This is a genomic window from Plantactinospora sp. ZYX-F-223, from assembly GCF_039649625.1.
GTDB lineage: Bacteria > Actinomycetota > Actinomycetes > Mycobacteriales > Micromonosporaceae > Plantactinospora.
In genome coordinates, this window is the sequence record NZ_JBDJAV010000042.1 from 70862 (window position 1) to 84291 (window position 13430).

Here is a 13430-nt window from a genome sequence, read left to right on the forward strand (position 1 = left end):
CGCGATCGGCTGGTCAGCCCTGCTCGGCCAGCGCCTTCTCGTACTCGGCGCGGGCGGCGTCGCCGCCGGCCCTTCGCCACTGGGCAACCGCCTCGTCCCAGGAGCTGACCGGCTTGCGGCCGGCGACGATGTCCAGCTCGGCGTCGTCGATGATCTTGCTCATCGCGCCGGCCTTGTCGACGGCGGTGGCCGAATAGTGGCCCTCGGCGGGGTTGCGCAGGATGCTCGGGACCACCTTCTCCTGGTACGCCCGCTGGGCGTCGATCCGCGTCCGGTCGCCGGGGCCGAGCACGTGCGGAGCGTCCGCGACGTACTCCAGGGGCAGCTTGACCTCGACCTTTCCCTTGTCGGTGAGGACCGGCCTGCCGTCCTGCACCGTGTAGTGGCTGCCCTCGACGCCGAACTTGCGGAACATGTACTCCGTGGTGCCAAGCGGCGCGGCCAGCCAGTCGCAGATGCGCAGCAGTTGCTGGATGCGGCCCTTGTCGGCCCGCTTGAAGGCGGTGATCGCGAACGCCGTGGTACCCGCCCGGTGCCGGGCCACGCCGCCGCCGTCGTACCTGGGCGCCGGCACCGCGCCGACCTCGACCCGGTAGGTGTCGGCGAGCGTGTCCCAGGCGGCGTACCCGTCGGGGTTGAAGGCGAGAGTGCCGTTGCCGAACAGGTCCCGCAGTTGCAGCTTCCCGCCCATCGCGTCGGGGTGGAACAACCCGCCCTTGGCCATCTCGGCGGTCCGGGCGAGGGCCTCCTTGCGCTCCTCGGTCTCGTACTCCGAGGTGAACTTGCCGCCCTCCTCGCGCCACACGTTCGGTACGCCGAGCATGGTGCCGACGAAGGTGACGACCTGCTTCGCGGTGCCGAACGCCCAGCGGTTGGCGCGGGCGTCGGTCAGCCCCCGGGCCAGCGCCAGGAACTCTTGGTAGTTCGCCGGATTCGGCTGGAGACCCCTGGCGCGGATCAGGTCGGCCCGGGCGAACATGATGGTCCCGACGACGGCGCGCGGGATCGGCACCGCGTAGATCCCGCCGCCATAGGCGGTGGCCCGCCACGCGTCGGTCGGGATGTTGGCCAGGAACGGGTACTGCTTGATCGCCGGGCCGGAGACGAACTCCGAGATGTCGGCGCAGAGCCGGGTGAGCACGTCGGCCCGGTTCGCCAGCCGGGCGGAGATCAGGGTCATGTCCGGCAGGTCCCCGCCCGCGATGACGGTGGAGAGCTTGCTGAGGTAGTCGACCTGCCGGGTCATCGTGATGTCGAGGGTGGCGCCGAGCCGGTTGTCGAGCTCCTGCCAGTAGGCGTTGGACCCGGCCGCTGGCGGCACCGGCGTCAGGATGTTGGTCAGCACTGACACGGTGCCCGCGCCGTCCCCCGGCTTGCCGGGGAACGCGGTGACGAGGTCGGTCGGGTACCGGTAGAAGCCGGCCATCACCCCTTCGGCGGTGGCGGGCAGATCCGCCTGGACGCCGGTATAGGGGAGATAGTCCGGGAAGGTGACACTGCCGGCACCGCCGGTGGTTGGCGTGGTCGAGCTGCCGCAGGCCGCGAGCAGGCCGGAGCCGGCCGCCACGGCGGCCGCGCCGCCGGTCATCGCCAGGAATCGGCGTCGGCTCATCTGGACGTTGCGCATGGTTACTCCTTCGGGGGTGCGGCGGCGTCATGGGGTCCGTCGGCCGGGGACGCACCGCCGGTGAGGGTCAGCGTGGCGACCTGCCACGCGTCGAGGCGTACCGCGAAGCGACCGTCGGCGTCCGGGGGCAGGGTGGCCACCGGCCGCTCGTCGGCGTGGCAGAGCGTGGCCTCGCCGCGCCCACCCGCCGGGTGCCGGAGACGTACGGTGTGCGCCCGACCGCTGAGGTCCTGGAGGCGTACCAGCAGCCCGCCGCCGGACCGGGGCTGGGCCACGGTGGCGTGTACGGTCTCCGGCAGGTCCAGGTCGAGCAGCGCACCGGCCGGTTCGGCCAGCGGCCTCGGGTCGAGGTCGAACTTGTCCAGCCAGGTGATCTCGGTGGCGATCGCCGCCGCCCGGACCTCCCGGCCGAACCGGCCGGCGGTGACCGGGTCGAACTCCGGCAGCGGCGTGAAGGCGTACCGCAGGGTCAGGGTTCCCTCCTGCTGCGGTGGCGTGTTGGTGGGCCAGTAGTTGTTCAGCACCCAGGAGAAGATCGCGGCCGAGGCGGGTGCGAAGCGCTCGAACCAGGCGCCCCGGACGATGTCCCCGGCGGTCCAGAGCGGCGCGTCGGCCGAGGACCAGGCAATGGCCGGCCCGGCGCCGTCCGCCACCACGACGCCGTACTGGCTGGTGAACCAGTCGTGGCAGGCGCCCGGCGCATGGTCGACCGCCGGGTTGATCCAGCCCTGCTGCCGGTCGTACCGGAAGACCGGGTCGGCGGCCACGAACGGGAAGGCGACGTAGACCGCCTCCTTGGCCAGCACCGGCTCCTTGTCGAACGAGACGGTGACGTCGACGCGGTCGTCGCCGTCGCGCAGCAGCACGTCGACCTCGATGCGCGGCAGGCTCGGCGCCCGGCCGACGGTCCGCAACCGCCACCCGTCGTAGGTCCGACGCAGTCCGACCGGCCGCATCTCGGCGGCGTGCACGACCAGCGCCGGCGGATCCGCCTTCGGCCGCCGACCGAGCAGCGAGCTGCGCGGTTGTGGCTCGTGCCGGTGCGGGCTGCCGCTGTGCCACGGGCTGTCCGGGGTGCCGTTCTGCAACCGCGGCAGCGGCGATGTCCACGACTGCTCGCCCGGCCGGTCGACGTCGCCGCGGGTCAGCTCGACCGGACCGTCGAGCGCGTAGAGCACCTGACCCAACCGCCACGGCCCGGCCCGGTCCAGCAGCTCGCGCCCGCTGGACCGGTGGACCAGGCCGAGGACCGCGCCGGTGGCCGGATCGAGGGAGACCAGCCACCGGTCGGCCACCAGCGTGGCCGGCACCGGCCCCCAGTCCGGTGACTCGCCGGTCCCGGCGGTACCACCGGCCGCCGCACCGTCCTCTTCGCCCGGGGCGAGCGTCCGCGCGCCGCCGAGCGGCACCACCCGGTAGCCGAATCCGGGTACCTCCGGCACGGTGACCCGCAGCCGTCGCAGCCCGTTGCAGTCGGCGAGCGGTTCCGCCCCGAGGGGCTCGCCGCCGGGCAGCGTCGGCGGCCCGTGCAGGGTTTCCACCTCGACCTCCACGTCGCGCCGCCAGCCCAGCGGGTTGTGCACGAGCAGGGTGGGTCCGCGCGTGCCGACCAGCTCGCCGAGCTGGCTGAGCGCCCGGTTGGCCTCGTCGACGGCGGTGCGGTGGGCGGTGTGCACCTGGTGCCGCTTCCAGTCGAGCTGGTCGCCGACCTGGTGGCCGTGCGGGTGGGCGTTGGCGTGGGCCCAGGTCCAGGTGTGTTCGCAGCCGATCAGCGCGCCTTCCCAGGCGGCGTCCAGGGCCGCCCGGTGCGGCCGGTAGCCGGGGTCGGCGAGTGCGACCAGCGCGGCCAGCCCCTCGGCCGCGGGCAGCGCCGTCTGCGCCCGGCGGTGCTCGGCACTGACCGTGGCTCCGGTACCGACGCCGTCCTCCCAGTAGCTGCCCCCGTCCCCGCGCCACACCGGGAGCCGGTCGGCGAGCGGGCGGACCGCCGCGAGGTAGCCGGCCATCGTGGAGACCCGCATCCGGGGGTACGCGTACCGCTCGTTCCAGCGGGCGGCGAAGCCGGCGTCGCCGTCGGCCAGGTCCTCGTTGTCCGCGTGGGTGCCGATCACCGCCAGGTCGTGTGGCAGGTAGTCGGTCCGCTCGTAGCGGGCCAGCAGCCGGCAGAAGGCGTGCGCGGCGCCGGGGACCGTCTGCGGATCGCCGGCCATGAACCGCAGTTGGGAGTACGTGTCGGAGAAGTGGGTGAGCACCCGGGATCCGTCGACGCCCTCCCACATCACCGGACTGGCCAGGTGCTGCTCGTCGCTTTCGGCGTTGCCACCCCGGTGGTGGTTCTCGATGCCGACGAACGCGTCGATGCGCAGCGCCGTCAGGATCGACGGCAGCGCCGCGCTGTACGAGGGGACGTCGGTGAGGTTGGCGTACCGGACCGGGACGCCGTGCTCGTCGCGCAGCCGTCCGGCGGCGTACGCGGCCCGGTAGATCTCCTCCAGGCTGGCCACTCCGGACAGGAACAGGCTGTGGAAGGCGTTCACGGCGAGCCGTTCCGAGCGCAGCGCCGCCAGCACCCGCTGCGCCCGCTGCGGTGAGCGGGTGGCCAGGTACTGCGTCACGATCAGGGAGCCGTCGACGGAGAAGGCGAAGTCCGGGTCCCGGTCCAGCGCCTCGACCGCCCGGTCCAGGTTGCGGCTGTGCAGTTCCAGGACCTTGCCCTGGACGTCGGTGTAGCCGACGTCCAGGTGGACGTGCGGGATGAGGTGCAGGGTCCACCTGCGGGCCGGGTGCAGCACGGCTCGGGTCTCCGGCCCGCCGTCGACGGCGACCGTGGCCGGTGCGGGACCGGTGAACTCCGGTACCGGGAATCGCACCCGCACCTGCCCGAAGGTCCGCCCGGCGCGGGTCAGGTCCAGCTCGTGGGTCCGCCCGGCGAGACGTACCTCGGCCCGGGCCGGCCAGGTCGCGCCCGGCGGGACGGTGACGGTGAGTTCGAGCAGCTCGTGCAGGGCGCCGTCGTGCTCGACGTAGAGCGGCGTCGCGTCGAGCGCCACGCCGAGCGCCTCGGGGGCGGGCGCCGTGGCCGGGACGAGGGCCAGCTCCTGCCAGGTGATGCCGCTGCCGAAGTGGTTGCCGAACTGCTCGCGATGGCGGGGCCGGTCGGGGTCGGCCGGGACGGGTCCGGTGGCGGCCGGCTCGTCGAGGGTGGTGGTGACCGCCAGGAGGTGGTCGCCGGGTGTGAGCCAGGCCGCCGGCAGTGGCACCTCGAGCAGGACGTCGCCGGCGATCGGGCCGTGCCGGTAGACCTCCGACCGGTCGTCGCGGCGTACCAGGGGGTGGAACAGGCCACGGTGCGTACCGTCGAGCTCCAGCAGGAGGTCGGGGCAGGGCCCGTGGCCGGCGGTGAACGCCAGGCGCAGCACGGCGCCGTACGCCGGAACGTCGCCGGGCTCGATCCGCAGCGGCAGCTCGACCCGGTGCGCCCGCCAGCCGGTCGACGCGTTGAGCGGGCCGGGCTGGAACGCCGGCAGCTCGACGCCGGGGGCGGCGATGGTCAGCGGGAGCATGTTTCCGGCTCCAGCCCGGGCAGGGTCAGCACGCTGCCGTGCTCCCGGAGGGCGGTGGCGAGGTCGGTGTGGTCGTAGTCCTGCACCGGCCGGCCGGTGCGCAGCGACTGCGCCGCCAGTTCGCCGCTCGCCTCGCCGAGCATGCCGTAGTTCGGTTCCATCCGGGGCGAGGTGTAGCCCACATGGCTGGCGGAGAAGCAGAGCGGTACGGCGATGTTCTCCAGCCCGCCGCGCGCCGGGAACAGCACCTCCGCCGGCATCTGGTACAGGTCCACCGGCGGGTTGAACTCGGTGCCGCTCAGGGTGCCCTCGCCGACGATGGTGTCGTCGCCCTCGGCGTAGTACTGCACGATGTGGCTGTCCATGCCGTACTTCCAGCAGCACACCGGGGTCGCCTTGGTGTTGTTCGGGCTGAGCAGGTCGTGCTGGGTCAGCACGTGTGCGCCGACCATCCGGCGCGCCTCGCGGACGTAGAGGGCGTGCGGGAAGCCGGTACCGTGCGGGCTGTCGGTGAACTCGTCCGGCGGCAGGCCGAAGCGGCGGGCGTCGGCGCGGAAACTCTCCGGCAGCGACGGGTCGTTGGCGAGCCAGTAGAGCATCCCCTGGTGCCAGCGCACCTGCTCGGCGATGATCTCGTCGCGCCGCCGCCAGCTACCGTCCGGATAGTCCCAGGACGCGCCGGGCAGGTCGAAGCCGATGAAGAGCGCCTGGTTGGTCTGGTACTTGCCGCCGGGCAGCAGCGCGGTCTCGGTGACGATCGACGACAGCCCGGGGATGCCGCGCTGCCGCAGCAGTTGCGCCAGGTAGCGGTAGTGCTCGGGATCGTAGCCGGCGGGCTTCGGGAACGGCAGCCGGTCGGCGTTGGTCGACAGCACGCCGCGGAAGTTGTACGCCTGGGTCTTCTCGTCGCCCTCACCGGCGTGCAGCTTCGGCGCCGGGCCGACCGGGTAGCGGTCGTTCGGCCGGAAGCTGCGCCGCCGGTACGCCTGCACCGGCTGGAACCCGGCCAGCGGCTCGTCGTACCGGGTCTTCGGCTCCCGCCCTACGGTGTAGGGCACACCGGCGGCCGCCATCAGGTCACCCTCGTAGGAGGCGTCGATGAAGAAGCGGGCGCGCTGCCAGCCCTGCGCGGTACGTACCGCCCGCAGCCGCCGGCCGGAGACCTCGACGTCGGCCGGCCCGTGCAGCCGGTGGTGCACCAGGACCGTGGCCCGCGCCTCGGCCAGCAGGTCCCGGGCGACCCGTTCGGCCACCTTCGGCTCGAACCGGTACCGGGACCCGTCGTCGCCGTAGGCGGCGCCGATCCCGGCGAAGAACCGGCTCGACGTCAGCCCGCCGAGCGCCTCGGTCACGTTGGGGGTGTCGGTCTTGACCAGGCCGCCGGCGATGATGCCGCCGACGTGCCCGGTCGGTTCGAGGATCACGCTGGACAGGCCCCGCAGGCGCAGCCGCAGGGCGGCCATGATGCCGGCCAGGGTGGCGCCGTAGATCACGACGTCCACCGGCAGCGGAGCGGTAGGGGCAGCGGTGGCGGCGTCGGGTACCCGCATGGCCGTCACCGTCCCGCCGGGGTGGCCGGCTCCGCCGCCTGGCCCGGCGAACCCGGCCGCTGCGCCGCCGCCGGATCCGCTGCCCCCGCCGCCTGGTTCGCCGCCTTCTTCACCCGGCGTTCGGGCAACGCGAGCAGCGGTGTAGCGCTCCGGGCGGCCCGCGACGGGCGGGTCCGCCGGATGTCGTCCGGCCAGGCGATCGGGATGCCCAGGGTCTGGGTGAGCAGTGCCTGGTAGTCCTCGGTCAGCTTCGCGGAGTCGTGTACGGCGTGCGGCTCGGTGTCGCGGGACAGGCAGTACGCCGCCAGCGCCCCGACCGCCTCGCCGATGCTCCACTCGACCGGGTGCAGCCGGTAGCAGCCGTTGGTGATGTGCGTGGTGCCGATGTTCTTGCAGGCGGGCAGGAGGTTGCGCATCCGGACCGGGATGAGCGCGCCGAGCGGGATCTGGAACGGGTAGCACTCCAGGTTGACGTAGTTGACGCCGGCGGTGCTGGGGTGCAGGTCGATGTTGTAGTGCCCGACGCCGACCGCGTCGGCGAACTGGACGGCTCCAGCGTCCTCCGGCCGGTCCACGACGGCGACGTGTTGTTCGAGCACGGTGAACCGGGCCCGGATGCGGCGGGACTCGCGGATGTAGACCGTCTTGGCCAGCCCGTCGGCGGTGCCGGTGAGGTCGGGCCGCAGCTTGAGGCCGGGGTAGCCCTGCCCGCCGTCGGGGCGGGGCGCCTCGGTCTGCATCCAGTGCAGGTAGGACAGGGAAAGCTCCCGGCAGCGTTGCAGTGCCCGCTCGCGGGCGTGCCCGTCGATGCCCGGGCCGACCAGCGGCGCCTCCCAGTAGTCGATATTGGGCCAGTTCACCAGGCTGATGTCGGTGTCGACGAGGTCGGGCCGGAACTGGCTGCGGGCCCGGATGCGGCGGAAGTGCCACAGGTCGGGCACGCGTACGGCGTCCAGGTCGCCCTCGAAGATGCGGTTTTCCTTGCCCGCGTTCGTGTGGATGTCGATTTTCATCCAGGACAGCTGTGGGCCCGGCCAGAACGGGTCGACGTGGGTCTTCCAGTGGTCGTACGAGGCCGGACGGTCGACGACGTGCTCCTCGCCGGGCCGGTATTCGAGCGGGAAGCACCAGGTGATCGCCTGCTGGTCGGTCCAGTCCGCCTCGGGCGCGGCGAACGGCTCGCCGGTCTCGTCCTGTGCCTCGGCGCCCAGCACGTGCTCGACGCCGGCCAGTTCCAGCAGGTCGCCGAGTTCGGTGGCGTCGGCGACCAGGGCGGCGGTGACGGTGCGCAGGTCGCCGCTGCGCCGGTCGCGCAGGGTCACCGCGGTGATCCGGTCGCCGTCGGTGGCTGCCGAGACCGGCTCGTGCTCGTAGAGCACGGTGATCCGGCCGGCGGATCGGTAGCCGGCGAGCAACTCGTCGATGACGGCGACGCCGACCCGGGGCTCGTGGCAGAGCCGGCTCACGTTACCCAGCCCCGGGTTGAGGGTCGGGTCGGCGAGCGCTTCCGGGCGTAGCGGGTAGTTCCGCTTGTAGTAGGCGCGGATGCCGTCGCGTAGTTGTCGGTAGCCGGGCGAGATGTGCTCGGTCTCGATCCACGGATGCTCGTCGGACGGCACGGCCTGCGCCGTGAGCTGTCCGCCCAGCCAGTCCGTCTCCTCGGTGAGGATGACCCGGCGGCCCAGCCGGGCGGCGGTCAGTGCCGCCGCGACGCCGCCGAGGCCGCCGCCGACCACCAGGAGATCGGTCTCCAGCCCGGTCGTCTTGCTCATGCTCGCCCGCTTCCCTTCCGATGGGGTACGCGTCTGCGGCGGCGCTGCTAATATATCGGCAACGATCACCGCCGTGAAGATTGCGGCTACGTTACATCCCTCGGTCAGGTGGATGTCAATCGTTGCTGAGCTGCTGTTTCGGTGACGGTTCGGCATCTTGGAATTAGCAAATATTAGCTATTTGCGATCTCCGGCCGAGCTGTTAGAAACCCAGTCATGACAGCAGCACCAGCGCTGCCCGGCCTGCGCTACCACCTGCCCGCGCCACCCGCCCAGGGGGCACCGACCGAGGCCGACGTGGTCGTCTACGGTGCGACCTCCGGCGGCGTCACGGCGGCGGTGCGTGCCGCCCGGGACGGCATGACGGTGCTCCTACTCGCCTTCGACGACCATGTGGGCGGCATGTCCGCCGGTGGCCTCGGCGAGACCGACGTCGGCCGGCCGGAAACCGTCGGCGGGCTGGCCAGGGCCTTCTACGCGGACGTCGCCGCCGCCTACCACGCGCCCGACCCGCACTGGCGGGTCGAGGCCCGGGTGGCCGAGGAGATCTTCGAACGCTGGCTCGCCGACACCGGCGTGCGGATCCGCCGCCGCCAGCACCTGCGTGACGTCGTCGTGCGATCCGGTCGGATCGTCGAGCTGCGTACCGACGACGGTGGGCGGCACCGCGCCCGGATCTACGTCGACGCCTCCTACGAGGGCGACCTGATGGCGGCCGCCGGGGTCACCCACACCGTCGGCCGCGAGGCATCGACCACCTACCGCGAACCCCTCGCCGGCGTGCAGCCCAGCACCAACCACCAGTTCAGCCGCCCCGTCGACCCCTACCTGCGGCCGGGGCACCCGGACAGCGGCCTGCTGCCCGGCATCAGCCCGGACGACCACGGCGAGATCGGCGCCGGCGACCGGCGCCTCCAGGCGTACAACTTCCGGCTGCACGTGACGACCAGCGCCGGCCGGGTCCGCTACCCCCGCCCCGACGGCTACCAGCCGGAGCGGTACGAACTGCTGCGCCGGTACATCGAGGCCGGCGTCTTCGAGCTCTACGGGCGCACCACCCCGGTGCGCGGCGACGTCTACGACATGAACAACCACGGTGCGGTCTCCTCGGACCACATCGGGGCCAACACCGACTGGCCGACAGCGGACTACCCCCGCCGGGAGGAGATCTTCCAGGACCACGTCCGCTACCAGGCCGGCCTGCTGTACTTCCTGGCCAACGACCCGCGACTGCCGGCGCCGATCCGGGCGGCCACCCGGGCGTACGGGCTTTCCCCGGCCGAATTCACCAGCACCGGACACTGGCCGCACCAGCTCTACATCCGCGAGGCCCGCCGGATGGTCGCCGACTACGTCGTCACCCAGCACGACGCCGCCGGACGGTCCCGGCCCGCCGATCCGATCGCGCTCGCCTCGTACGTGATGGACTCGCACAACGCCAAGCGGGTCGTCGTCGACGGGCAGCCGCGCAACGAGGGCAATGTCCAGCATCCACTCACAGTGCCGTTCGGCATCCCGTACCGGTCAATCGTGCCGAGAGCCGGCGAGTGCGAGAATCTCCTCGTCGCCTCGGCGGTCTCCGCGTCGCACGTGGCCTTCGCCTCGGTCCGGATGGAGCCAGTCTTCATGATGATCGGCGAGGCCGCCGGCTGTGCCGCCGCCCAGGCGGTCGGCGTGCGGGGCGGCGTACGGGACGTCGACTACGAGACACTGCGCAAGGAACTCGTGCGGACCGGCTCGGTGCTCACCTGGCCGCCCGAGCAGGAGGTACGGGCATGAGGCGTGGCCAGGGCTCGCGGCAGGCCGACATCGCCCGCGAGGCCGGTGTCTCCCAGTCCACCGTCTCCCAGGTGCTGCGCGGCGCGGGTGACCTGAGTCGCATCTCCCCGGAAACGCAGCGCCGCGTGCTGACCGCCGCCCGCCGGCTGCGCTACACCACCAGCCCGCAACAGCGCGCCGCCACGCAGAGCCGGAGCGCCCCGCTCCTGCTGGGCGTACACACCTTCGAACCGATCTTCCCCACCAGCATCGGCGACTACTACTTCGAGTTCCTCCAGGGCATCGAGGAGCAGGCCGGCATCGAGGGCTGCAACCTGGTGCTCTTCACCGCGGCCCGGGACGAGGGCGGGATCCGCCGGATCTACCGCAACGGAGTGAACGGACTCGGCCAGGCGGCCGGCAGCCTGATCCTCGGCCACCGGGCACACCTCGACGACCTCGCCCGGCTCGCCGCCGACGGCCACCACTTCGTCTACATCGGACACCGCGAGGTCCCTGGCGTCGAGATCTGTTACGTCGGTGGCGACTACCGCGCCGCGACCGGCCGGATCGTCGACGACCTGGTCGCCCTCGGTCACCGGTCGTTCGGGTACCTCGGCGAAAGCTCCCGGTACGAACCGCAGGCCGACCGGTGGGACGGCTTCGCCGCCGCCCTGGACCGGTTCGGGCTGCCGGTGCCCACCCCGGCGTACGTCAACCCGGACGAGCTGACCGCGCAGTGGCTCGACGACTCCCTCGCCGCCGCCACCACCGCCATCCTCGTCGAATCGGTCAGCCTGCTACGGGTGCTGCACGCCATCATCAGCCTCCGTGGCCTGCGCATCCCCGAGGACGTCTCGGTCGTCCTGCTGGTCGACGATCCGAACGGCGAGGTGGGCGGCCAGCCGTGGGCCGCCATGCACATCCCCCGGAACGCGATGGGCGCCTGGGCGGTACGCATGCTCACCGCATTGCTCACCGATCCGGCCGGGGAATACGAGCGGCAGGTCCTGCTGCCGTGCAGCCACACTCTCGACCGGACGGTCGGTCCGCCGCCCGCATGAATCCCGGCGGCGGTGCGGGCAGTGTCGCCTCGGGCCCGACTGCGGTCCTGGTCGGCCCGGCCGCCCAAAGTCACCTCGCCGAGCGGCGTGCCCCACCGATGCGCCTGCCTTCTCGGCAGGGCTCGACTAGGGTCGGCGCGGATCGCGGCTAGTACTGCAACGGCAGTGTCAGGAGTAGCCGTGTCGTCGGTAGTGGCAGAGTCTGGCCTGGTACTGGCGTCGTCGGCGCCATCGGGACCAGGCCCATACCAGCTCGCCACCTGGCTCGGCTTCTGCCCTCACTGCCACCACCCCGTACCGACCTAACAAAGTCCTACCAGGGCGCGTTTCAGAAGTGGCGGTGACGCATGAGGTCGGTCGTGGGTACGGCTGATCAGGCGGTGTGTCGCTGATCGATGAACAGCGAGGTCTCCGGTAGACCGTTCAACGACCAAGAAGGACGAAACCGGAGACTACCGGCGGCGAGGCGGCACGACCTGACCGACGCGCAGTGGGCGGCCCTTGCACCGCTGCTGCCCAAGGGCACGAAGCCGGCCGTCCGCCGAAGTGGGACAAACGCCAGCTCATCGACGGGATCCGTTGGCGGGTGCGGGTCGGCTGCCCGTGGCGGGACGTACCCGACCTGTACGGACCCTGGCAGACCGTGTACGGGCTGTTCCGCCGCTGGCAGCGCGCCGGGATCTGCAAGCCCACGCCGACGCCGCCGGTCTGATCGACTGGGACGTCAGCGTCGACTCCACGATCACCCGCGCGCATCAGCACGCCGCCGGCGCCCGCACGCGCCCGCAGGAGCAGAAGGAGCCGCCCGGCGGCGGACGCGCATGACGCTCACTTGACGACGTGAAAGCCAGGATGGGCGATCCAGGCGGTCATCGCCGCCGCGTCCAGGTAGACGGCGTCGTCGACGCGAACGCAGCGACCCGCGTTCTCCAGATACCCGACCAGGTCTGCCGAGGGCGGAGTGCCGCACTCAACGAACACCCAGCCGTTGGTACGCCACGCCACTCGCTCGGCAATCCGGGCCAGGGCAGGTCGGCCGGCGCGATCGCTGACGAGGATGTGCAGCACGATGTCGCAGCGCATGATCGCACCGGCTGCCCGTGCGACGAGCTGCAGCTCGTCGACACCGACCTCGAAGTCCGGCGCCTGAACGTCGTATTCGTAAGGCAGGCCATCGGCGGACAGCCAGTAGTTGGGGTTGGGCTCGTACCGGACCAGGCCCTCGGCTGCCATCTCCTCTGGCAGTACTGGTTCGACGTCCTCAGCCGTGCAGGGACTCAGGACGCTCAACGCCGTTCCACCCATGACGAGCAGTAGACAGCATCCGACCACACCGCGGCCACACAGTACCGAACCTCGCGCGGCTTGCTGCCGATCCGAGCGTCACCACACCGAGGACGTCTCGATCCAGAGCAACGTCTTCTGAAGGGTGTCCTAGAAGCGGGCACCTGGGCGTCTTGGACGTCGGCGCCCGAAGACGGCGGCACGGTGGCGTCAGGTGATGGCCAACAGCACGGCCTGCCGGTGTACGGCTGCGGTTTGGTAAAACCGGCGCAGTTTGGTGAAGTTCGGCGCAAGGTAATTGTCGAACTCCTCGGTCCCGTTGGCCCAGATATCTGGGTAGATACCGGCGGTGGCCATGGCGTTCGGGTCGAAGCGGGCGCGCAGGGTCTCCACATTCAGGGCGTCGAGCGCGGTGGCGATCGCGTGTACCGTCGCCGGGTCGAGCAGCCGGGCAGGCCCGTAGCCACCATCCTGACCGATCACGTCGCCGCCGAGGATTGCCGCGCCGGCACCCTCGCCGATGTGCCAGGCAGTGCCGGTGAGCAGGTAGTGGATGCCGTGCCACGACTTGTCCAGGTCCAGTTCGGGCTCGGGCATCTCGGCCGCCTCGTCGTCGAGGTCGCCGTACAGCAGCGTGTCGACCGTCTCCGGGTCGGCGAGCACCGCTGCCAACTCCTCGGCCGACAACCGGCGCCCGACTAACACCATGCCCACAGATCGACCCCGTCTCTATCCTTGGCGTGCTCCCCGCCGGTCACCGGCTCTTGTCGGGCAGCACGGTACAGCAACCGTTACCTTTCAGTGCACTTTAG

8 protein-coding genes and 1 pseudogene are annotated in these 13430 nt (G+C 71.7%); 3 read left to right on the forward strand and 6 right to left on the reverse strand.

The features are described 5' to 3' along the window. Positions 1–13: 13 nt before the first annotated feature. The 4 genes from AAH979_RS32955 to AAH979_RS32970 are packed head-to-tail and all read right to left on the reverse strand — an operon-like array spanning position 14 to position 8512. Positions 14–1627 carry an extracellular solute-binding protein gene (locus AAH979_RS32955; protein WP_346262036.1) on the reverse strand — a complete coding sequence of 538 codons (1614 nt, stop codon included), beginning with the start codon at positions 1625–1627 and terminating at the stop codon, positions 14–16. A gap of 2 nt (positions 1628–1629) precedes the next feature. Beyond that, complete coding sequence (locus AAH979_RS32960; RefSeq protein WP_346262037.1) at positions 1630–5190, reverse strand: hypothetical protein; 3561 nt, start codon at positions 5188–5190, stop codon at positions 1630–1632. Next, entirely contained in the window at positions 5178–6740 is a 1563-nt protein-coding gene (locus AAH979_RS32965) for an FAD-dependent oxidoreductase (protein WP_346262038.1), read from the reverse strand. The genes AAH979_RS32960 and AAH979_RS32965 overlap by 13 nt, the downstream gene beginning before the upstream one ends. A 5-nt stretch (positions 6741–6745) precedes the next feature. After that, complete coding sequence (locus tag AAH979_RS32970; RefSeq protein WP_346262039.1) at positions 6746–8512, reverse strand: FAD-dependent oxidoreductase; 1767 nt, start codon at positions 8510–8512, stop codon at positions 6746–6748. 216 nt (positions 8513–8728) lie between these two features. Between AAH979_RS32970 and AAH979_RS32975 the strand changes: the two genes are divergently transcribed. The 3 genes and pseudogenes from AAH979_RS32975 to AAH979_RS32985 all read left to right on the forward strand — a co-directional run. Beyond that, entirely contained in the window at positions 8729–10291 is a 1563-nt protein-coding gene (locus AAH979_RS32975; RefSeq protein ID WP_346262040.1) for an FAD-dependent oxidoreductase, read from the forward strand. Continuing rightward, complete coding sequence (locus AAH979_RS32980) at positions 10288–11334, forward strand: LacI family DNA-binding transcriptional regulator (protein ID WP_346262041.1); 1047 nt, start codon at positions 10288–10290, stop codon at positions 11332–11334. Before AAH979_RS32975 ends, AAH979_RS32980 begins: the two co-directional genes overlap by 4 nt. A 395-nt stretch (positions 11335–11729) precedes the next feature. Beyond that, positions 11730–12147: pseudogene (locus AAH979_RS32985) on the forward strand (IS5 family transposase); the annotation flags it as partial. Positions 12148–12162: 15 nt separating this feature from the next. Here AAH979_RS32985 and AAH979_RS32990 read toward each other — a convergent pair. Beyond that, positions 12163–12567 carry a hypothetical protein gene (locus AAH979_RS32990; RefSeq protein WP_346262042.1) on the reverse strand — a complete coding sequence of 135 codons (405 nt, stop codon included), beginning with the start codon at positions 12565–12567 and terminating at the stop codon, positions 12163–12165. Between the two features lie 261 nt (positions 12568–12828). Continuing rightward, positions 12829–13326 (reverse strand): YfbM family protein, encoded by a 498-nt coding sequence (locus AAH979_RS32995; RefSeq protein ID WP_346262047.1) that lies wholly within the window; start codon positions 13324–13326, stop codon positions 12829–12831. Positions 13327–13430 lie beyond the last annotated feature (104 nt).